Genomic DNA, 23,225 nt, shown 5'->3' with positions numbered 1-23,225 from the left:
GTTTAAGTTTGGCGTGTTTTCTTTTAAAAACCAGCAGAATAAAGAACCCCCAATGAATGTTTTGCACATATTCTATAAGTCGTTACTTTTTTGTTGCCTGTTCCTATCCATTACTTCTGTTGCTCAGGTCGCCCCTGCTTCATCAGACTTGATTATTTATTCAAAACAGAGCAGTATAAAGTTTCTTGTGGGAGTGAACGGGATTCAATATCATGCAAAACCGGTTTCCGGCATCAGGATAACCGAAGTTCCGGGACCTCTTTGTGTCATTCAACTAACGATTGTTTTTCCCAAAGCCGACACATTAGCCTGCAATATTTATCTCAAAAACAGCGGTAATTACTATTATGCTGTTGATACAGTTTCAAACAATGGCAAATTAGCGGTCTTATACGAAGCCGAGGATCTCGCCCCAAAGCAGATAAAAGGGTTTATCAACAAAACCTTTCTGCCTATTTCTTTAAAACATGTAGTTATTGATACAATTGCCTCTTACAATGTAAGGGGGAATGCCGTTTTTTCAGAAGATTCCAAGCCGGTAGCCATCCGTAAAAGCTGGATGAACAAAGCCAAATGCCATAAACCGGAAAACGACAACCTGAAAGTAACTTCGATTAAAACTAAGCTATCGGAAAGAAGTTTTGAGAGCGATAAAATGAAAATCGCCAAACAACAAATCAGCGCCGGATGTTATACGGCTGCACAAATCAAGGAGTTGTTGTTTCTGTTTGATTTTGAACGGGTTAAACTCGATTTGGCAAAATTCGCTTACCATTATATTTCGGATACAGAAAACTGCGGTCAAATTTCTGATGTGTTTGAGTTCAACCGGAGTATCAAAGAGTGGGAACGTTATATTGCTGAAATACAATCTAAAATGTAAAAGGAAGGAGGGACTTACTTATTTCCTTTTTTTATTCTGATGGGATTGAACCACAAAAAGAAACCGCTCAAAGAAAGCAGCATTAACCCCACTGAAAGGGTAAAAGTATAAACTAACTTAAATTGCTCGTTCTTGGTATTGATGAGAAAGTCAAGTATAGAGGCATCGTGAATTTTTTCGATGATGTCTGAAGTTCGGGTTTTGACCGATAAAACACTGCCTGTTGTACAGTCTAACTGCAATTCGGTAAAATGATCGGCATATACAATTTTTGCAATTCCTTTCCCCGGTCTTATATCAATACGGTCTATACTGCCCGATTTTTTTAAGGTTGATTGGGCATAATTTCCGGCAATTATAACCAAACTGTCCACCGGCAACCATTGTTTGCTGTCGGCACTTATTCCTTTTAAAGTAGGGGGAAGCAAACCGGTATGTTTTTTTAAACCCAAAAGAAACCCTGTTGCTCCAATCAGAAAAAAGAAAACAAGCAATGGAATGGCAACCCATTTATGTAATTTCCGGTAAAATCGGGTGGTTTTTGCTATCCGGCTGCTTGTTATTGACACTATTCTGTTTTTGAATGAATAAATATGTAGTAAACGCTCTCAATATGCAGAGGTTTTTTGATTGCTAAGTCTCTATAAGTTTACCCCCCAAAGAACAAACTTACAAGTTAAGAAACAACTTCATGGGGTCTTCCAATAGTTCTTTAACACGCACTAAAAAACTGACCGCTTCTTTACCGTCAATAATGCGATGGTCATAACTCAGGGCAAGATACATCATAGGGCGGGCAAGAATTTGTCCATTCACAACCATAGGTCGTTCCTGAATTTTATGCATCCCTAATATTGCTGATTGAGGCGGGTTGAGGATGGGAGTTGACAATAGAGAACCAAAAACTCCGCCATTGGTAATGGTAAAAGTGCCACCGGTCATATCTTCCATTGTCAGCAGACCATCGCGGCCTTTGATGGCCAAATCTTTTACGGCAACTTCTATTTCCTTCAGCCCCATTTCCTGAACATTGCGAATAACAGGAACTACCAGACCTTTGGGAGTTGAAACGGCGATAGAGATGTCCACATAATCGTGGTATTCGATAAAATCGTCTATTATATAGGCATTCACCCCGGGAAAATCGAACAGAGCAATGGAACAGGCTTTTGAAAAGAACGACATAAATCCAAGTCCAATTCCGTGTTTTTTTTCAAACACTTCTTTGTAGCGACTTCGAAGCGCCATCACCTCTGTCAGATCCACTTCGTTGAAGGTGGTCAGCATGGCAGTATTGTTCTTTGCTGAAACCAAGCGTTGAGAGATGGTTTTTCGAAGCCGGGTCATTTTTTCGCGGCGGTCATTTCGGTTACCTGCCGATACTGCCGGGGCAATTTCAGTACTAACAACCGGAGGGACCTGGGTTTCCGGACTTTCGTTTGTTTGTTTGGCCGTATTAGTTTTTTGAGCTTCCAAAAAGAGCAGCACGTCTTGTTTCGTGATTCGCCCGTCGGCACCGGTACCTTTGATATCGCCTGATTTTATGTTATTTTCTTCCATTAATTTCAGGGCAGCGGGCGAAGGATGCCCCTTTGCATAACTATTGTCGTCGGCTTCTGTCTGTTCAGAAACAGGTTTCGTACTTATTTTGGGCAATTCGGCAGCGGGCGGGGTTTCCTGTTGTCCGTTGGAAAGGGTGTTTATCGTTCCGATTACGGATCCAACGGCAATATCATCTCCTTCCTTAACATTCAGAGTCAATATTCCGGCAGCTTCGGCACCTACTTCCAAAGTGGCTTTATCCGATTCTAATTCGCAAATCACCTGATCTATGGCGACTGTTTCCCCGTTTTGAACCAATATTTTGCCGATGGTTACTTCAGTTACAGATTCCCCCGGAGATGGTACTTTTATATCAATTATCATGAATATTGTTCTTTATTGTGGAAGAAGTTTAAGCGGTGCAAAAATAACAAAGCAACTTGGTTAAGTCAGGGAAAAAGCCCGGTCAATCAGTTCTTTTTGTTCTTTTTCGTGTTGTTTTTTAAATCCGGTGGCCGGCGAAGCGCTTTCTTTTCTGGCCACATATCCGGCAATGACATCGGGCAGACGATGTTTGATATGCCAAAGCGCACCCATATTTGCAGGTTCTTCCTGTACCCAACATACCTGTGCATTTTTGTATTTTTCCAGAATACCGGCAATTTGGGTGCGGCTTAACGGATAGAGTTGTTCGAGTCGGACAATGGCAATATCGGTAATATTTTCGGTTTGCTGTTTATTTGCCAGATCATAATAGACTTTTCCGCTGCACAGGAGCAGTTTTTTTACCTTTTTGGGGCTTTTAACAAATGGGTCGTCAATGATTTCCCTGAAACAGGTATTTCCGGTGATGTCTGAAACCGGAGATTGCGCAGACCGGAGCAGGGATTTGGGCGACATAATCACCAAAGGTTTACGGAAAGGCCAGGACAACTGACGGCGAAATACATGAAACAAATTGGCAGGTTCGGTAATATTGACCACACATATATTTTGTTCGGCACAAGCCTGCAAAAACCGCTCTAAACGAGCGCTTGAATGTTCAGGACCCTGACCTTCATAACCATGGGGCAGTAACATGACCAAGCCGTTCATCCGTTGCCATTTGCTTTCTGCGGCCGAAACAAACTGGTCAATAACAATTTGAGCACCGTTGACAAAATCGCCAAATTGTGCTTCCCAAAGCACCAAATTTTCGGGAGAAGCCATGGCATATCCATACTCAAATCCTAACACTGCATATTCTGACAACAGAGAATTGTAAATCAGGAACCGCCCTTTTTGATCGGGGATAATATGATTGAGGCGGTTGTAAGATTTGCCTTCCTGTGTTCGGTCATAGACAACGGCATGGCGGTGTGAAAAAGTACTCCGTTTGACATCTTCTCCACTCATCCGCACATGTTTGCCTTCCAGCAATATAGAGCCGTAGCTGAACAACTCTGCAGCACCCCAATCGAGAATTTGTTTTTCTTTAATTCCAAGTGCCCGCTCTTTAATCATTTTTTGCGCCTTCACCGTAGGTTGAAACCCTTCAGGCAATTTGCCAAGCCCTTCTATCAAGAGGTTGACCTGTTCTGTGGAAATACCGGTTACGGGGGATTTTTCAAAATCGGCAGGGGTTGCTTTGCGAAGGGCTTTCCATGCCAGTTCAGGCTCCTGATATTTATAGGCAAGCGGTTTTTGTTTTACCATATCCAACCGCTCCTGAAGCTGAGTCCAGAATGCTTTTTCCATTTGTTCGGCCAAAGCAGCTTCGATTTCCCCTTTTACATTGAGTTGTTGTGAATATATTTTTCTGACACTTGGGTGCTTTTCGATAATTTCGTACATGAATGGTTGGGTAAACTTGGGATCATCTCCTTCATTATGTCCGTATTTTCGATAACAAACCATGTCTATAAATACATCGTTGTTAAACTTATGCCGGTACTCAACCGCCAGAATTGCCGCAAAAACAACCGCTTCCACATCATCTCCATTGACATGAATTACCGGTGCTTTGACCATCGCAGCCAAACTGGTACAATAGTCAGACGAGCGGGCATCGTCAAAGTCGGTGGTAAACCCAACCTGATTGTTGATGACAAAATGGACAGTTCCTCCTGTCTGGTATCCGGCAAGTTTACTCATTTGCAACACCTCATATACCACTCCCTGACCGGCAACTGCGGCATCTCCATGAACAATAACCGGAAGAATTCGGCTATAATCTGAATTGTAGATTACATCGGCTTTGGCACGGGTAAAACCTTCAACAACCGGATTGACTGCTTCGAGATGCGAAGGGTTTGGCGCTAATTTGATATGAAGCTGTTTACCTTCCGGAGTTTTGACCAATGACGAATAACCCAAATGGTACTTCACATCCCCGTCTCCCATAGTCAAATCGTCAGGCAGAGTGTTTTCAAACTCACTGAATATCTGTTCGTATGTTTTTTGCATGATATTGGCCAATACATTCAGCCTTCCTCTATGCGCCATTCCAATCACCACTTCCTCTACCCCAAACCCTCCGGCACTGTTAATAATGGCATCCAAAGCGGGGATCGTTGTTTCGCCCCCTTCGAGCGAAAAACGCTTTTCACCCTGATATTTACGGTGCAGAAACTCCTCAAAAACGGCAGAGTCGTTCAGTTTTTGCAACATCCGCCTTTTTTGGTCAATACTGAAACCAAAATTGTTTTTCATCCCTTCAATCTTGCTTTTTAACCAGGCAAGTTGTTCGGGATTGGTAATATAGGTGTATTCAAAGCCTAAAGAACCGCAATAAACCGTTTTTAAACGTCCGGTAATTTCGCGCAAAGTGGAGTTTGGCAATCCAATCTCACTGCCAACGTAAAAAGTTTTGTCAAGGTCAGCCTCCTGCAATCCAAAATCGGACAATGCTAAATGGGCAAACCGGTTTTTCCGGGGCTTAATCGGATTGGTTTTGGACTCCAAATGTCCTTTGTTCCTAAAAGCAGTTATCAGGGCATACACTTTCAACTCGGTTTGAACATCAACCGATTCGGCAGAAACAGAAACCGGTTGCCCATTGTCTGCACCATTTTGAGAAAGCGCAGAGGAATTTTTCAGCGCATAGTCAAACCCTTCAAAAAACTTTTGCCAGTAGGCATCAACCGTGCCCGTTTGAGAAACATAATCTTTATAAAGGGCTTCAATAAAAGCCGGGTGCGCATTTGAAATGTATGAGTAGGTGCTCATGATGTTTGGAAATAAATAATAATTTACGCTGTATAGATTAAAGGGTTGGAGACAAATGCAAACGTTCAGACCATTCAGGTTTTTACCACTTTAGATAATAGCCTTTGGTTAATACAAAAAAGTTGTGTCATAAGTTTTTAAATCAACCAATATCAGGGATCGCTCTTATAGACCCCGAAATTGGAAGTTTCCCGTTTGGGGCTGCAAATTTCATAAATAAAAATGAATTTTTTGGTGTAATATTGAAGGTTGGAAAACCTAAGCCGGATAATCCGGAATCAAATAGGTTAATATGTGCCCGGCACAATGTTTTTTATTTAACAACAGTTTGGCTGAAAACTTGCCGGTAAGCTACTAATACCGTAGCTTATAAATATCGGTAATCATTAAGATACGGTTGTTGAATTATACCGTAAGTATCATACCGTAAGATTTGGAATTAAATCAGGCTAAATCATAGCAACATGGCTGCCACACATTAAAAAAAAGAAGGGAGGCGATATCTTTGTAATTTTGCGAATTGCAAACCCAAAATCAAAGTATATGCCTCCCAACATTCTGCCTTTAGAGTTATATAAAGACATCCTGTCAGTAGCAAAGATATTACAATTAAGGGATTTTCTGTACTGTTTTATGTGTATTCGATATGGAGTAAGTGTACGGAGTTTATGCCGCTATAGTAACTACTCTGTTCGCACTTGGTTTCGTTTTATGTCAGAGGACTACCTGTGGGAGCGCATTCGTATGAAGTTGTTTTTGAAGTGGGTGTATCAACCGGAGGAGAATTATATTATAGCCATAGACGAAGTGGTAGAAGGGAAAAGTCGGGACAAGACCTATGGTTTGTCGAAGTTTTGGAGCAGCATTCAGAAATGCCCCATATTCGGGATTTGTTTTTTTGTGCTTCTCTGATAGCTGTGGGGAAACGGAAATCATATCCGATGGTGGTAGAGCAAGTCGTACAGACAGAGGGGGACAGGAAGCGGATAGCGGAACAGAAAAAGAAGGCATTAGCTGGCAAGCGACGCAGTGCCGAAGGCAGATGTTTGGTTCGTGGCAGGAAGCAAGGCAGCAAAACCGACCCAAGCAGCCCAATCCTACGGCATCCTTTCGGGCATTCACCGCCTTGTTAAACAAGTTGCTTTCGTGCTTACCGGGCATCAACCTGACCTATATGGTAGCAGACTGTGCTTATGCCTCGGCAGATTATTTCTCTGCGGTAACAAAGACCGGACTTCACCTGATTACCCGTTTGCCTGTAAATGCCGCCCTCGTCTATGCCTACTCAGACCCAGTAGCCCCAAAACATCGGGGAAGACCCAAAAATACGGAGAAAAAGTAGATTTGAACAACCTTGATAACCAAGAACTGAAAGACACCAAAACCGAAAATGGTCTCCTTACTCAGATATGGCAACTGCCCTGTTACAACAAATCCTTAAGCAAAAACCTGTTAAATGTGGGGATAGTAAAAATAACCAATTTGAAAACCCAAAAAGTAGCCTTCTCTAAATTTTGCACCACCGACCCTAACCTCGACTGGCAAACTATGATAGATTATTATAGTTTGCGTTTTCAGATTGAGTTTGACTTTCGGGATGCCAAACAATTTTTCGGACTATCCGATTTCAAAAACTACACCTCGAAAAATCTGACCAATTTTGTTAATCTATGCTTTACCGCTACCTTGACGGCTAAAATTTTGCAGGCACAATATCAGGTTAAATACAATAACCCTAACTTTAGCATTTTAGACCTCAAAATACTCTGTAATACGCGTTTTACGGTCAAAACAGTTATTAAATTGGTACGAAAATCGCCCGATTCAATTTTTAATACTCAATTCGCAGACGGGTTTATGCCAACAGATTTGGTCAATGTCGCTTAAATATCTATAATATAGAAGAAAAAACACGACCGTCTTATCTTATATTTGTGGCAGCCTTGTTGTCATAGGGGTATGATAAAAAAAGTTTGTAAAACTCTGCGTCTTACTTTGTGTTCTTTGCGATAAAAAAAACGTGGTAACAATAGTCAGTTTGTTGCCGTCAGGCACAAAACCAATGCAAAGAAACGCTTAAATACCTTTCTTTTTTTGACTTAACAGCACTTAAGGCTTTGTAAAATAGGTTCCTAATTTCCAACTACACATTGTTTTAATATCTGAAAGTTTCTGAAATGCCTCGTAAATTATATTTAATCCCTCATCACCAAGTTCTGACAGAATAAATATCCAATAAATCTCAAAATAATCATTATTTTTACATCTGTCTTTCCCTTTTGTTTTTAAATCTAAAATCAGTCTGCTTATGAAAACAAAACTGTTTCAAATGATCATTGCCGGTGCATTGCTTATGTTTGGAACATTCGCCTGCAACAAAACAGATGACCTTACTGAAGAACTGCTCAATTCATCGGATGCTGCATCTACCGTAATTATGCGGGGGGGGGGGAACTACCGCTATTCAGATGACGACCGCCCCATTGTGTTAGGCAACCAACTGCTCAACCCATACACAACAGAAGTAATGACCACCGCATACAACCGCTTGTACGAACCCGATGTTGCCGAACTGCCTCCTACCCACCTCTATGTGCGCTGCCTGCCCCGAACTTTGGAAGAAGCCGCCCTGTTAGAAAGCCTGCCCCTCGATTGGTTTGATACCCCCTTAGATTATGAAATTGCACAAATGGGAACCTACTACCAAGACCCTACCGTAAACAACCCGCTATATACCTGGCTCTATACCGTAATACCCGCCGCTTATACCCTGCCCAGCGGCATACATCAGGAAACCCTTGCCGGACTGCTCATTGCACCCTACCGAAGTTTTCTTACCCGCGAAGCTTATAGCTTGGTTGGAGCACCTTATAACGACGACTGGAGTGCTGCCTACAGAATAGGCGATTGCATACCCGAATGTGAGAACTACCCCGACTGCCTGCTCGATGCCAATATACCCTGTAACCCTCAAACTCCGCAACCGCCCGGCAGTAGCCCTACACCTGTAGAACCACCCTGCCATCCGGGTATGCCCAACTGGCCCGATTGCCTCATAATACCTGTTAATGAAGAAACTACACCGGGTGTTACCGCCCCACCACCGGGCAGTTTATGCCAATGCCCCCTTAACAGCAACCCGCGAAAACCCAGCGGCCGGGTGCAGGTGCAAGATACCCAAATTGGCAACAGCGGCTGCATGGCAGGCGTGCGGCAGGTAAAAATACGCATCATGGAAAACCTGTTTCAATGGCAGCATGTTTACACCAACGACCAAGGATGTTTCACTTCGGGCAACTATGTAAGCGGCGGGCTGTTTTTTAAAACCAGAATTTGGGTAATCTTTAAAAACGACCGCGCCGCCGTGCGGGGCTTGCGCAACGCCAACCTCTTAGATTACAGCCACCCCGTAACTGATTTGGTAGGCCAGTTTAGCCATACCGACAACCTAAACAACCTGCAAATTATATACGGCAACTCCACCAATAATTCTACTAAAGCCAAAATGTATTGGGCTGCCGCCCATGCCAACAACGCCGTGCACGAATGGCACGACTACGCAGCCGAAAGCGGCATAGACCCACCGCCCAACGGGTTAAAAATATTGTGTACGCCGTTTGCAAGTGCAGCAGCAGCTCCTATGTTTCATCAAATATTTGGCATTTCGTTGCCTTTTATTGGAGCAGCGGCAGGTAATGCTTTAGCAGCAGCGGGTATTTCCATAGCAGGTTTTATACAATATTTGTTTCCCGAAATTCCGGCTGCATCGGGTCTTATACAGGCGGCAAGCATTACCCTGCCTTTTCTTACTACCTACTTTACTACTTTTTTGCCCGATGTAGTGTTAGCAGTTACAGACAACCCATCAGACAGAGTAAATCGTACCACATACCACGAACTTGCCCATGCCGTACATTACCGAAAAGTGGGAAACGGTTACTGGATTGCAGAAGTAGCCTACACCATAGCCCATTTTGGTTACGGAGATGGAACTGCCCCCGGAGCCGACAGGGTAGAAGTGGTAGAAACATGGGCAAATGAAATGGGCTACTATTTGGCAGACCGGTATTATGGGTTGAATCATAGTAATACTACAACTAGTCAGTTGGATAGATATCGACATTATTATTTGCTAGAAAATGATAAATTCAAATATCACCCACCTGATAATATCATTGATTATATTCCTTGGGCATTATTTCACGATTTGGTTGATGACAATAACTTAAATCCGTTGGGGGTATCAGAGAATCCAACTGTTACCGACAATGTAAAAGACTTAACACATTTACAGTTATACCATGCACTCACCTCAGATGTTACAAGCATACCCACCTTTAGAACCCAGTTGGCTGCCATTGTACCCGGTTTAAATAGCAACACACAAACAGATTTCAATGCATTGTTTAGCAGCTATGGCTACTAAACATGGTTACAAAGGTTTGCAATCAGGTACTGGTAGCAGCGCCTGATTGCAAACCTTTCATTTTTTGTAAAACAATTAAAGTACAAACCATGAAAAGTATAGTTTCTAAAACAGCCATTTTGTTTTTCTTCGTTTTATTGTTTAGCAGTTGCAGGCTTTTTTTTGATATGGATTGCATTAATGGCGATAAAAACAATTACGAATTCTACCTGCCCTTCACCCTCTACCCAGCACAAGACACATTTCATATAAACGACACTATATGGTTACATGCCGATTTTTCTGACGAATTACTTGATTCCAATTCATTAAATTACTACAAAGTAGAAAATCAAACGTTTAGAAGCTCCTTATTTTTTGAGAGAATTGACACTTCCCCACGTCTTGATGCAAATCCCGACTTCCTTCTTCTTAATGATACCGGCTATATTAGTTTTGTTCAATTTCCAACAGCATCTAGTTTTGACATTGCCTATTTATATGTAAACAGTCGTTACAAACTACATGCAGGCTTTGTACCCGGCAAAACCGGTTTATATGCGTTTAATTTGGGGGCTGTCACATATCAGGAAGTAGATTTTCAAAAAAGATGCCCGGGAGAATTAATGAATGTTTTATTTAACTTAAACAGCGGTGCTGAAAATAACTATCCATTTATGGCACTAAGCCCCGATACTTTGATAAACAGTTATCCGTATAATAAATTCACTTATAATGGGTATTATTGTTTTTACGTTGTAGAATAATGTGGTTTCTTTTCGTTCACCCTTTGTTTCCACTGCCCAACGGGTTAAAAATATTGTGTACGCCGTTTGCAAGTGCAGCAGCAGCTCCTATGTTTCACCAGATATTTGGAATTGCGCTGCCTTTTATTGGAGCAGCGGCAGGTAATGCTTTAGCAGCAGCGGGTATTTCCATAGCAGGTTTTATACAATATTTGTTTCCCGAAATTCCGGCAGCATCGGGTCTTATACAAGCGGCAAGCATCACCCTGCCTTTTCTTACTACCTACTTTACTACTTTTTTGCCCGATGTAGTGTTAGCAGTTACAGACAACCCATCAGACAGAGTAAATCGTACCACATACCACGAACTTGCCCATGCCGTACATTACCGAAAAGTGGGAAACGGTTACTGGATTGCAGAAGTAGCCTACACAATTGCCCATTTTGGTTATGGGGATGGAACAGCCCCCGGAGCCGAAAGGGCAGAGGTGGTAGAAACCTGGGGAAATGAAATGGGCTATTATCTGGCAGACCGGTATTATGGGTTGAATCATAGTAATAACTACACCCCATACCCTATAAATCAAACGCCAATGAGGCATTTGTACGGATTGGAAGACCAAAAATATTATGATTCGCCTAATGAGTTCATTCCTGTTGGTTTGTTTAGAGATTTAGTTGATGATAATAGCCAAAACCCGCTATCGGGACCTAACGGATTGGTTGGTGTTTATGAGAACCCAACTGTTACCGACAATGTAAAAGACTTTACACATTTACAGCTATACCACGCGCTGACCTCAGATGTGGAAAGCATACCGGCCTTCAGAAACCAGTTAGCTGCCATAGTACCCGGCTTAACCGGAAACGCACAAACAGATTATAATGCATTGTTTAGCAGCTACGGCTACTAAACATGGTTACAAAAACTTGCAATCAGGTACCGAAAGCAGTACCTGATTGCAAACCTTTCATTTTTTTGTAAAACAATTAAAGTACAAACCATGAAAAGCGTAGTTTCTAAAACAGTCATTTTGTTTTTCTTCGTTTTATTGTTTAGCAATTGCAGGCTTTTTTTTGATATGGATTGCAATGATAATTACGAATTTCACCTTCCTTACACAGTATATCCTGCACAAGACACCTTCCACATTAATGATACACTTACGATATATGCCAATTTTTCGGACATGCTGCTCGATTCTAATTCATTAAATTACTACAAGGTAGAAAACCTTCCGTTATATAACTTTTTATATATGGCAAAGATAGATACTGTTCCTTCTCCGCAGGGATTTCAGAACTTTACTTTAATTGCCGATACGGGTGCTGTTTTTGATAGTTCTGACCCTGGACATGTATTGCGGCATATCGTTTTTTTGTACCAAAATAGCAGATATCAGTTTAGTCTTCGGTTAATTCCACACAAGGTAGGTGTGTATTGGTTAGGTTTGGGCGCAACTCCAAATCAGGAGGTTGATTTCCAAAAACGATGCCCGGGCGAGTTGATGACCCAATATTTTACTACCAACGGAGGCATCAATAATAACTACTACCTGTTAACTTTAAGTCCTGATTCATCATACAACATTATATCGGAAGCGGCATTTAATAAAAGTGGAAGTTTCTGTTTTCGGGTGGTAGAGTAGGGTGTATATTTTATCAAGTCACTTGCGCAAACTATAGCTTCGTGAGTTGAGTAATCTGGCCAAGCTATGGCTCATAAAATCTGAAATGTATGTTTTGTAAAAGGAGCAACCTTGTCTAATTCATTATACGATCCTAACCTTCACACAAGCATGGTCTTACAAGCGGCAAGCATCACCCTTCCCTTTCTTACTACCTACTTTACCACCTTTTTACCCGATGTAGTCTTATCTATTTCAGATAATCCATCAGACATAGTAAATCGTACCACATACCACGAACTTGCCCATGCCGTACATTACCGAAAAGTGGGAAACGGTTACTGGATTGCAGAAGTAGCCTACACCATAGCCCATTTTGGTTACGGAGATGGAACTGCCCCCGGAGCCGACAGGGTAGAAGTGGTAGAAACATGGGCAAATGAAATGGGCTACTATTTGGCAGACCGGTATTATGGGTTGAATCATAGTATTGCCGGCACTAATGCTACTACAGCCGATATAGAAAGATTAAGACATGGTAATTGTTTAGAACCTCATCACTTTAAATATAGCCCTCCCGATGATCCCATTAATTTTATTCCATGGGGTTTAATGCATGATTTAGCTGATGACAACAACTCTAACCCGATTGGCCTTTTGGAACATTCAAGTATTACCGACAATGTAAAAGACTTTACACTTTTACAACTATACCACGCGCTTACCTCAGATGTTACAAGCATACCTACCTTCAGAACTCAATTGGCTGCTATTGTACCCGATTTAAATAGCAACACACAAACAGATTTCAATGCATTGTTTAGCAGCTACGGCTACTAAACATGGTTACAAGGGTTTGCAATCAGGTACTGGTAGCAGCACCTGATTGCAAACCTTTCATTTTTTGTAAAACAATTAAAGTACAAACCATGAAAAGTATAGTTTCTAAAACAGCCATTTTGTTTTTCTTCGTTTTATTGTTTAGCAGTTATGACTTCTGATACTCTTTAATAGGGTAGAGCATATTGCATTTATGTGTATAGGTGCCCTTGAAGCTACTACTAAACGTTTAAAAACAAATTCTCTCAGTTTTATTGTCAAACCTGATTGAATTCATAAAATAAAAAGCCTGTAAATCATCTCAGGATAAGAACTTATTGCTGTCCCATTCCACATCAGGAGGGAAAAGTTTTTCCTTTCGTTTTTTCATTTGTTCTGCAATCAGCGCACTATCTCCGCCCAACTTTTCGAGTTGGGAAATAATGTTCAGGTAGCTATTTTCATCTCTGTTCTGACTGAGTTTGAAAACATTTTCGATTGCCTCTACTTTTATTTCAAAAGCAACTATTGCAGGCAGCATCTTTTTTAAAAACTCAACCGGAAGATTATCATAAATGGTTGGAGAAGTCAGGTTGTTGTTTTCAAACCGCAAGGTTAGTTTTTTCAGGAGGGAAATCAAGGCTTTTTCATCCAAAAAGCGGATATTACCTTTCAGGTGAACGCTCATGTAATTCCATGTTGAACCTATTTGGGGATTTGAATACCAAGAAGCACTCACATAAGCGTTTGGCCCGGTGAATACGGTAAGTGCTTGAGGGTTTTCAATAAACGCTTTATGATGGTCTGTTTGTCGCATAATGTGGCCTTGGAGAATTAAACAATCATCCTGTTCTTCAACGAGTATTGGAATTTGTGTAGCTACTTGTTTTCCGTTTGCAAAGCTGCCTGTAAGAAATGCAAACGGATATTCATTCAGAAACTGTAGCAAGATTTGTTTGTCTTCTTCTTTAAAATACGGAAGGTTATACATTTCGGAATGTTTAAAAGTATTTCAATTTAAGTTTTACCAATCGTTATTTTTTGTTGTTTTTTATTGATGAAAACTGCGTTTTGTTTTCCATATTTGAAACGCAATTCAGTTTGATGTTATTGAAGTGAAAAAAGAAAAGAGCAATGAATAAGTAAAAGCATTAAAATGGTGTTAGAAATCCTTTACTGTTATTTTGGTGAGGGATTTTTTGTGTTAGTTGCTTTAATTATGTTGTATATTAGCGGGTAATTTATTTGGGTTAATGCGGGTTGTTTAGGTGTTTGTGAGCAATTTGTTGTGTTTAAGGTAAATGTTGTGCGTCAGTGTAAAAAGTCCAACCGACCCGAAATCGGCACATTGGGTTTTGCTGACACATGAGCTAACCCTCTGACAGACCAACAGACAGAAAAAACTAAATTTACAGACTGAGAATTTTTGAAAATAAAGTGAAAGAATTGACAGACGAAATAAAGACAGATAAACAAGTAAAATCTAAAAAGCGGGTTGCCGACCACGGTGAAGTGTTTACGAACGAACGTGAAGTAAACGCTATGCTTGATTTGGTAAAGCATGAAACAGAACGAATTGACTCTACCTTCCTTGAACCTGCCTGTGGTAACGGAAATTTCTTAACCGAGATATTAAGAAGAAAGTTAAAAGTTGTTGCCGACAGGTACAAGCATAGCCAAATTGAATTTGAAAGATATGCTTTTCTGGCAGTTAGCAGCATATATGGTATAGACTTATTGTTAGACAACGTTGTTGAGTGCAGACATAGGTTACTGCAAATTTTTTGTCAGTTTTATAACAGCCTCTTTCAGCCCGATGCCAATTCTAAAATTATAAAATCAATTCGATATGTTTTATCGAAAAACATTATTCACGGTGACGCACTAACCCTTAAAACCGCAGGGCTAATTAAAGACTTCATTGTTTTTTCTGAATGGAAACTGATTTCGGGAAACCTTGTAGTAAGACGGGATTTCAAATTTAAATCCTTATTAGAAAACAGACCTTTAGAAACCCCGAATTTGTTTTCTGACCTTGGTGAAGATGCTTTTATACCAACACCCGTACAAACATTTAAGCCAATTAGTTTATATCAAATAGCTACTGATGAACAACTTGAACTATAACCCTGATGTACTTACTTGCCTGGCTAATCTGAGCAATGACGAAGTTTTTACCCCACCCAACTTGGTAAATGATATTTTGGACTTGCTTCCTGCCGAGTTGTGGAGCAACCCAAACGCCAAGTTTTTAGACCCTGTTTCTAAGAGTGGTGTGTTTTTACGGGAAATGGCAAAGCGACTAATGGTAGGTTTGGAAACCCAAATTCCCGACAAACAGGAACGTATAAACCACATTTTTAGCCAACAGTTGTATGGCATTGCCATTACCGATTTAACGGCCTTGCTATCTCGCAGAAGCGTGTATTGCTCCAAAACTGCCAATGGTAAATACTCCATTTGTGACACATTTAATGATGAACAAGGAAACATTCGCTACAAACGAATGAAACATACTTGGCAAAACGGAAAATGCACCTATTGCGGTGCAAATCAAGAATCATATGACCGTGATGATGCCTTAGAAACATACGCTTACAATTTTATTCACACAGACAAACCAGCAAAAATATTCAATATGAAGTTTGACGTTATCGTTGGAAATCCGCCATATCAAATGAGCGATGGTGGTGGTCGTGATTCAGGTGCAATTTCACTTTATCACAAATTTATAGAACAAGCAAAAAAACTAAATCCAAGATACCTTTCAATGATTGTTCCTGCAAGATGGTATTCAGGCGGAAAAGGACTTGATGAATTTAGAGATGAAATGCTGAAAGATAAAAGATTGGCTCAGATACACGATTTTCCAGAAACGTCTGACTGCTTTCCCGGTTTGAATATTCGTGGTGGAGTTTGCTATTTTCTTTGGGATAGAGAAAATAAAGGAGATTGTACAATTACGAATTACAAAAATGGGGCAGTTTTAAGTACTTCAAAAAGACCGTTATTAGAGCCAAAGTCTGACGTCTTTGTAAGATACAATGAAGCCATTGAGATACTTAGAAAAGTGAAAAAGTTTAATGAAAAGACATTTGATGAAAGTGTAAGTGCAAGAAAACCATTCGGACTTGATTCTAATTTTTCAGGTTTCAAAAAGAGTAAAACGGATAAGCATAATATCCTGCTATATAGATTTGGAGATAATGGATTTGTAAGCGAAGAACAAGTGATAAAGAATAAGCATTGGGTTAAAGAAATAAAAGTCTTGGTTTCCAAAGCCAGTCCAGGTGGAGACTCATATCCTCACCAAATAATTAGTAAACCAATTGTTGCTGATAAAATGTCTTGTAGTACAGAGACATATCTAGTTGTTGGAATTTACAAAAACAAAAAAATTGCAGAGAATGTGGCAAAATATATGCAAACGCGTTTTTTCCGATTTATGATGTCGCTAATCAAAAACACACAAAATATTTCTAGGGGAGTATTTGCTTTCGTTCCTATCCAAGATTTCAACGAAGAATGGACTGATGAGAAATTATTTGCAAAATATGGCATCACAGACAGTGAAATTGAGTTCATTGATACCTTAATAAGACCAATGGAATAATATGAGTAAAAAAGAATTCTTTCCACCCCGTCCGTCCACCAATCCCACCATTTATGCTTATGAATTGGTGGGGGTGAGTAATCCTATAAACCAATAAACCCAGTAAATGCTAATGCAGACAAATGAAAGAACAACAAAACATACTCATCTACCAAACCGAAGACGGTAACACCAAGATACAAGTTCAGTTAACCGAAAACACCGTTTGGCTTACCCAGTCAGATATGGTGGAGCTGTTTCAGTCATCCAAATCGAATATTAGCGAACATATCAAACACATTTTTGAAGAAGGCGAATTGCAGGAAAATGCAGTTGTTCGGAAATTCCGAACAACTGCAACAGACGGTAAAAACTACGATATAAACCACTACAACTTAGATGTCATCATATCAGTAGGTTACAGAGTGAAATCGCTTCGGGGCACACAGTTTCGCATTTGGGCCACCGAACGCTTGCGGGAGTATTTAATCAAGGGCTTTACCATGAACGATGACTTGCTCAAACAAGGAGGGGGCTATTTCGAAGAATTGCTCGACCGCATTAGGGACATTCGTTCATCTGAAAAGGTTTTTTACCGAAAAGTGCTTGAAATTTATGCCACCAGTATGGACTACGACCCGCGAGCAGGTATTACTCAACAGTTTTTTCAAACGGTTCAAAACAAATTGCATTGGGCAGCCCACGGGCACACAGCAGCCGAAGTCATTTTTCAACGCGCTAATTCCGCTTTGCCCTTTATGGGCTTAACGGTATTCAAGGGCAAGAAGCCTACAAAGCAAGAGATAGGCGTGGCAAAAAATTATTTGTCGGAAGAAGAGTTGGCTATTCTCAATCGCCTGGTTTCCGCTTATTTGGATATTGCTGAAATCAATGCCATGCAGCGCAAGCCCATGCACATGAAAGATTGGATTGAAGTGTTGGACGGATTCATAAAAATGAGCCGACAAGAAGTACTTAGCCATGCAGGAAAAATCTCGGCAGAAATCGCACAACAAAAAGCTCTGGCAGAATATACGAGCTATAAAAGCAAATCAGCATACGAACTATCCGAAGTGGAGAAACAATTTATAGCGAGTATTGAGCAGGCTGAAAATCAATTGAAAAAACTGAAAAAGAAATGAGTAAAAAAGAATTTTTTCCACCCCGCCCTTCCACCAACCCTACCATTTATGCTTATGAGTTGGTGGGTGTGGCTACGCACAAGGGTTTGCTCAAAATAGGTTATACCGACCGTGATGCACAAACACGTATCAAAGAGCAGTTAGGGACGGCAGCTATTTCCTATAGAATTGTATTTGAAGAATCGGCAATGAAACGTGATGGCAGTTCTTTTACCGACCACGATATTCACCGTCATTTACGAAAGCAATGTTTTGCTAATCCTGAAGGTGAATGGTTCAAATGCACCTTAAACGATTTACGCAAAGCCATTTGGGAAATCAAAACTGGTGGATGCACCGAAGCCAACCGAACGCTTACTTTCGGTATGCGACCCGAGCAGGAAGAAGCGGTCAATAAATCCATTGCCTACTTCAAAAGTTTCAAAAAAGAAAATAAAGACAAAACCCCGCACTTTTTGTGGAATGCCAAAATGCGGTTCGGAAAAACCTTCGCCGCCTATCAGATGGCAAAAAAAATGGGCTGGACAAAAATATTGGTACTGACTTTCAAGCCGGCTGTTGAAAATGCTTGGGAAGAAGACCTAAAAACCCATGTAGATTTTTCCGGTTGGCAGTTCATAACCACTAAAAAAGACGGGCATTTAAACTATACCGATGCCAATATAAGCAAACCCATCGTTTGTTTTGGTTCGTTTCAAGACTATTTAGGCAAAAACACCAGCACAGGCGGAATCAAAACCAAAAACGAATGGGTACACGCCACCAATTGGGATTGTGTAATTTTTGACGAGTACCACTACGGCGCTTGGCGAGAGAACGCCAAAGAGCTTTTTGAAGCCGAGGGCAAAAAAGAATTGGAATTTGGCGAAGGTGAAGGCATAGAATACTTTGACGAAGAAGCCATGCCCATCACTACCCATCATTATTTGTATTTATCAGGTACGCCATTTAAAGCCATTGCTTCGGGTGAGTTTATAGAAGAACAAATCTTCAACTGGACGTATTCGGACGAACAAAGAGCCAAAGCTGAATGGGACGATTCCAAAGGGACTAATCCTTATGCTTCCTTACCCCGAATGGTTATGATGACTTACCAATTGCCCGATTCTATCTGTAAAATTGCAGAATTAGGCGAATTTGATGGGTTTGATTTAAACATATTCTTTTCAGCAGAAGGCGAAGGCTCAAAAGCCCGTTTCAAATACGAAGACGAAGTTCAAAAATGGTTGGATTTGATTCGGGGTTCAATCAGCGAAACCACAGTTGACAACTTGAAAATGGGTGCGAAAAAGCCGCCTTTGCCGTTTTCACACGCTCCATTACTCAATGTATTAAATCATACGTTTTGGTTTCTGCCAACCGTAGCAGCTTGCCACGCAATGGCAAATTTGCTCAAACAGCGCCAAAACAAGTTCTACCACGACTATACCGTAGTGGTTGCAGCAGGTACGCAAGCAGGCATTGGCGTTCAAGCCTTACCACCTGTTTTAGATGCAATGACCGACAATCCATTGGAATCAAAAACCATTACGCTTTCTTGTGGTAAACTCACCACCGGAGTTTCAGTGAAACCGTGGACGGGTATTTTTATGTTGCGCAATTCTTCCAGCCCCGAAACTTATTTTCAGGCAGCTTTCCGAGTGCAAACGCCGTGGGTAATCAAAAACCCAGACAACAAATCGCCCAACAAAGAAGAAATTCTGAAAGAAGAATGTTATGTGTTTGACTTTGCTCCAAACAGAGCATTACGTCAGATAGCTGATTATGCTTGCCGGCTAAATGTCAATGAATCGAATCCCGAAAAGAATGTCGAAGAATTTATCAATTTCCTTCCTGTATTGGCTTATGATGGCAGTTCGATGAAACAAGTAGATGCAGCAGGTATTTTGGACATTGCAATGAGTGGCACAACTGCCACCCTATTGGCAAGACGTTGGGAAAGTGCATTGCTCGTAAACGTGGACAACAACACGCTAGCCCGACTGATGGCAAACGAAGAAGCCATGCAAGCTTTGATGAACATTGAAGGCTTTAGAAACTTGAATCAGGACATTGAAACCATTATCAACAAATCGGAAGCTGTTAAAAAAGCCAAAAAAGAAGCCAACGACCGAGACCTAACTAAAAAAGAGAAAACTGAATTGTCTGACGAAGAAAAGAAATACAAGAGCCTGAGAAAGCAAATCCAAGAAAAGCTAATCAAGTTTGCTACCCGTATTCCAGTATTTATGTACTTAACAGACTACCGAGAGCGAAGCCTAAAAGACGTAATCACACAATTGGAACCGGGACTTTTCAAAAAAGTAACAGGACTTTCTGTAAAGGACTTTGAATTATTGGTAAGTCTTGGCGTGTTCAATTCTGCTTTGATGAACGATGCCGTTTACAAATTCAAACGCTATGAAGATGCAAGTTTGGAATATATTGGAATTAATAAACACGAAGGGCAAGACGTAGGTCTTTACGACACCGTTTTGAGCCGAAAAGACTATGAAGAAAGTTTTGTAAATGAACCCGAATAGACAAATGTCAACGCTCCACAGCCACACACAATGCAAAGTCGCACAAGCCGAACCCCAAGCCAAATCTTGGCAAAGATTATGTCTGTTACAACTCACATCTGACCCATAATCAGGACGAAAGAAGAAAACCGAACGCATAACACGGATAACTGTTGCTCAACCACCCAAAAACCACTAAATACCCGATTTTTAAGAAGTTTGCATAGAATGAATGGCTTTTAGTGAATTGAGGTTTACCCGAGTTTATTAAAGCAAAATAGAACAGCATAGAAATAGCTGTGAAGGTTAAAATACCACTAATAACAGGCATTACAAACAAAATAAATATCATCGGCAAATGACGATATATTAAGTTTGTGTTATTCTATTGAGAGTATTGCGTTCAAACTTTTAAACAATTTTTTACCACTACTTAAAAAAGGAGTTCATTTGTGTAAACCGGTTTTTTCACAGTCCACAGTTTAGCCTTCATTCCAAAAAAAGCCGATAAAAGTTCCATTGGAACAAAGCTATGTTTGAAGACACAGGTTTGAATATGATAATTAATTGCTGTTATATCCCGATTTGCTGTGCATCCCAATTGTTTTTCTTTATCATATCACTTAAACATATTTCCCATTATTCAACCGAATGAATCAGGGAAACAGATCCGGCTATTCCGTTATTCCATTGAACCTCAATGATATTGGTACCTTGCCCCGAAACAATAATACCTCCTTCAACTGTCCACAGGTATGTGCTGCCTGCCATGAACGGTGCTGAGTAAGTTACGGTGTTATCCGTGCAGACATTTGTCTGACCGGTTACTGATGTTATAAAATTACAGGGTGGAGGTGTAGCATTTGAGATAGGTATGTTTTCACATGGAAACACAAAGTTGTCATTTGGGTCAGAATGCAGATTTTGCCAGCTTGTGTACACTTCGTTCACCGTTTTCCATTGAAATTTACCCGTTTCGGCATAAGGTCGAAGTCTTTGCAGCAATTGCCCTGCTTTGGCTGCAAAATCAGGCGAGGTAAAATTTCTGAAATTCATCATAATCTTAAAGCTGAAAAATGCGGTATCGGGCCAGGTGTTGGCGTTGAGGTAGTTTACCAAATTTATGATGCGGTTGCCCAACAAGGTTACGTTGGTTGTGTCTGTCAGCAAAAAATCATCGTTACAACCCCCACCTATGCAGATAAGGGGTTGGGCGGGATTATGAATGCCAAAACCGGCAACGGTAGGAGCTGAGGGTTGCCAAACCCCAAAAGCCTGAAAATCCTGGATATGATTCGGAGAGCCGCCGCCCCAAATAAATTGAGGTTGCCAGTAATAGTTGGTAAATGTGTGGCCGGGTTGTGGTGTTTGCCAGATAGTCCAGTCTTCAGAGATGGGGGGAGTGGTGAAGTTTCGCCAAATGAACCCGCCCATTAATTTTCGTGGAGCAGGCAGACCGCAACTATCTAATAAATGTGCCAAATCTGCATAATTATAGGGGTTGTAACCCAAACCGGTGGTTGGTTTAAAATGATTGTGCGGCTCTACATCAATTTGAGGAGTGGCATCAGCCCATTGCAATATGTCAGTATCAGAGGTAGCGGCATTATCATTGGCAAGGCATCCCAAAATAAAATTGCTTTCAACTTGTAAGACATACCTTGCGTTGTAGGTAATAATCGTATCACATACTGCTTTTACATAATTCCGCATCATAGCAAAATGAACCGGATTGACATAATTTAACCCATGATAGGTGGCATCGTTCATTTCGTTGTGCGAAGCAAAATAGAGATATACAGGAGTTTGTGCCCGGTTTTGAAATCCGGCAAACAACAAAACAAACAACAGTATTATTTTATACATTGGGCGGAGTTGAGTAGTTGAACCCTGATTATATCGAGTTGTTAGACCCTGAACAATCAGGGAATATTCCCAAATTTACAATTTCAATCTTTCGACAAAGATATTCAACGCGCATTTTTTGTTTCGGCAAATTCGCTATTCAGCAACTGTCCTTCTTGTAATTTGTGTTATACCTATCCTTTATATAAAAGGTAAAGATTTTTTGAATTGCAGGTAAACGGTTCGAAAGAGAAAATTGTGTGATAGATTGGATAGCCCTTGTGTGAATTTCTTTGTTTCCAAAAATTTTAAATATAACCTAAAAGCCTCCTCTTAAAAAAGCCACCCTTTTATCGAAAAACAAGGGTGGGTGAGCCAAAAATTGCTGCCCTTGCTTTCATTTTCAACTACCCCCATCAAATTTTTGTTTAAAATTTACAAAAAGAAGGCTAAAAATTTGTTTTTTTTATCAATAAAATGTCAATTTTAGAGATTAAAATTGCTTTTTTAAGGATAAATGAAACAAACTTTGGTTCATTTCTTATTTCCAAAATTTTTAAAAAAGAAATTGGATGGATTTTAATTGAGATTTTAAAGAGGGAAATTTCCTTTTTGGATTTTAAAAAGTATTTAAAAATGAAAAAAATGATGATTTTAACAAAGAAAATGATAATTTAAAAGAAAAAGGAAATAAGAAATGAAGCGTTTCTTATTTCCTTTTTGATTTTATTTGACTTAAAAATTGGTTCTTTTGATGAGGGAACGGTTGATTAGCAGGAATGATGGAGTTTTATTTTTAGCTTTTCTATTTACAAACCCAAGATTTCCGGTTGTTTTTTCTGTTTAGGTGAATTTGTTAAACTGACCTTGTTTTAGATAAGAAGCAGGCTTAATTTTGCCGCTTAATTAACAGAA

The 23,225-nt window shown here is 40.4% G+C and carries 18 protein-coding genes; 13 read left to right on the top strand and 5 right to left on the bottom strand.

The genetic code is table 11. The features are described 5' to 3' along the window. Positions 1-52 precede the first annotated feature (52 nt). Positions 53-883 (top strand): DUF4476 domain-containing protein, encoded by an 831-nt coding sequence (locus IPM47_00840; GenBank protein QQS29527.1) that lies wholly within the window; start codon positions 53-55, stop codon positions 881-883. A 14-nt stretch (positions 884-897) separates the two neighbouring features. Here IPM47_00840 and IPM47_00835 read toward each other — a convergent pair whose 3' ends face one another. From IPM47_00835 to IPM47_00825, 3 genes are all read right to left on the bottom strand, one after another. Continuing rightward, the gene (locus tag IPM47_00835; GenBank protein QQS29526.1) at positions 898-1,452 is read right to left on the bottom strand and encodes a PepSY domain-containing protein; all 555 of its coding nucleotides are present in this window, start codon (positions 1,450-1,452) and stop codon (positions 898-900) included. A gap of 100 nt (positions 1,453-1,552) precedes the next feature. Then, complete coding sequence (gene odhB / locus IPM47_00830) at positions 1,553-2,809, bottom strand: 2-oxoglutarate dehydrogenase complex dihydrolipoyllysine-residue succinyltransferase (protein ID QQS29525.1); 1,257 nt, start codon at positions 2,807-2,809, stop codon at positions 1,553-1,555. 60 nt (positions 2,810-2,869) lie between these two features. Then, the gene (locus IPM47_00825; protein QQS29524.1) at positions 2,870-5,632 is read right to left on the bottom strand and encodes a 2-oxoglutarate dehydrogenase E1 component; all 2,763 of its coding nucleotides are present in this window, start codon (positions 5,630-5,632) and stop codon (positions 2,870-2,872) included. A gap of 543 nt (positions 5,633-6,175) precedes the next feature. On the opposite strand from IPM47_00825, the gene IPM47_00820 reads away from it, so the two are divergent. The 8 genes from IPM47_00820 (at position 6,176) to IPM47_00785 (ending at position 13,251) form a co-directional block, all read left to right on the top strand. Continuing rightward, the gene (locus IPM47_00820; protein QQS29523.1) at positions 6,176-6,544 is read left to right on the top strand and encodes a hypothetical protein; all 369 of its coding nucleotides are present in this window, start codon (positions 6,176-6,178) and stop codon (positions 6,542-6,544) included. Continuing rightward, positions 6,471-6,974: a transposase gene (locus tag IPM47_00815; protein ID QQS29522.1), complete on the top strand. Its 504-nt coding sequence runs from the start codon at positions 6,471-6,473 to the stop codon at positions 6,972-6,974. Before IPM47_00820 ends, IPM47_00815 begins: the two co-directional genes overlap by 74 nt. A gap of 2 nt (positions 6,975-6,976) precedes the next feature. Next, positions 6,977-7,519, top strand: a complete 543-nt coding sequence (locus tag IPM47_00810; GenBank protein ID QQS29521.1) for a hypothetical protein — start codon at positions 6,977-6,979, stop codon at positions 7,517-7,519. Positions 7,520-7,940: 421 nt separating this feature from the next. Then, positions 7,941-10,058 carry a hypothetical protein gene (locus tag IPM47_00805; GenBank protein ID QQS29520.1) on the top strand — a complete coding sequence of 706 codons (2,118 nt, stop codon included), beginning with the start codon at positions 7,941-7,943 and terminating at the stop codon, positions 10,056-10,058. 89 nt (positions 10,059-10,147) lie between these two features. Then, on the top strand, positions 10,148-10,804 hold the full coding sequence (locus IPM47_00800) for a hypothetical protein (protein ID QQS29519.1): 657 nt from the start codon (positions 10,148-10,150) through the stop codon (positions 10,802-10,804). After that, the gene (locus IPM47_00795; protein QQS29518.1) at positions 10,804-11,697 is read left to right on the top strand and encodes a hypothetical protein; all 894 of its coding nucleotides are present in this window, start codon (positions 10,804-10,806) and stop codon (positions 11,695-11,697) included. Before IPM47_00800 ends, IPM47_00795 begins: the two co-directional genes overlap by 1 nt. A gap of 90 nt (positions 11,698-11,787) precedes the next feature. Further along, positions 11,788-12,432 carry a hypothetical protein gene (locus IPM47_00790; protein QQS29517.1) on the top strand — a complete coding sequence of 215 codons (645 nt, stop codon included), beginning with the start codon at positions 11,788-11,790 and terminating at the stop codon, positions 12,430-12,432. Between the two features lie 150 nt (positions 12,433-12,582). Next, positions 12,583-13,251, top strand: coding sequence for a hypothetical protein (locus IPM47_00785; GenBank protein QQS29516.1), 669 nt, complete (start codon positions 12,583-12,585; stop codon positions 13,249-13,251). Between the two features lie 301 nt (positions 13,252-13,552). On the opposite strand, the gene IPM47_00780 is transcribed toward IPM47_00785, so the two are convergent. Further along, positions 13,553-14,221 (bottom strand): FMN-binding negative transcriptional regulator, encoded by a 669-nt coding sequence (locus IPM47_00780; GenBank protein ID QQS29515.1) that lies wholly within the window; start codon positions 14,219-14,221, stop codon positions 13,553-13,555. 467 nt (positions 14,222-14,688) lie between these two features. On the opposite strand from IPM47_00780, the gene IPM47_00775 reads away from it, so the two are divergent. The 4 genes from IPM47_00775 (at position 14,689) to IPM47_00760 (ending at position 20,486) form a co-directional block, all read left to right on the top strand. Further along, on the top strand, positions 14,689-15,357 hold the full coding sequence (locus IPM47_00775) for an SAM-dependent DNA methyltransferase (protein ID QQS31356.1): 669 nt from the start codon (positions 14,689-14,691) through the stop codon (positions 15,355-15,357). Further along, positions 15,338-16,843, top strand: a complete 1,506-nt coding sequence (locus IPM47_00770) for an Eco57I restriction-modification methylase domain-containing protein (protein QQS29514.1) — start codon at positions 15,338-15,340, stop codon at positions 16,841-16,843. Before IPM47_00775 ends, IPM47_00770 begins: the two co-directional genes overlap by 20 nt. A 122-nt stretch (positions 16,844-16,965) precedes the next feature. Next, entirely contained in the window at positions 16,966-17,964 is a 999-nt protein-coding gene (locus IPM47_00765; protein QQS29513.1) for a virulence RhuM family protein, read from the top strand. Continuing rightward, positions 17,961-20,486 carry a GIY-YIG nuclease family protein gene (locus IPM47_00760; GenBank protein ID QQS29512.1) on the top strand — a complete coding sequence of 842 codons (2,526 nt, stop codon included), beginning with the start codon at positions 17,961-17,963 and terminating at the stop codon, positions 20,484-20,486. The genes IPM47_00765 and IPM47_00760 overlap by 4 nt, the downstream gene beginning before the upstream one ends. Before the next feature lie 618 nt (positions 20,487-21,104). Here the strand turns inward: IPM47_00760 and IPM47_00755 are convergent. Further along, entirely contained in the window at positions 21,105-22,331 is a 1,227-nt protein-coding gene (locus IPM47_00755) for a hypothetical protein (GenBank protein ID QQS29511.1), read from the bottom strand. Positions 22,332-23,225: the final 894 nt, after the last annotated feature.

This window comes from Sphingobacteriales bacterium, assembly GCA_016700115.1.
GTDB lineage: Bacteria > Bacteroidota > Bacteroidia > Chitinophagales > UBA2359 > UBA2359.
This window is presented reverse-complemented; position numbering and strand designations above follow the sequence as displayed.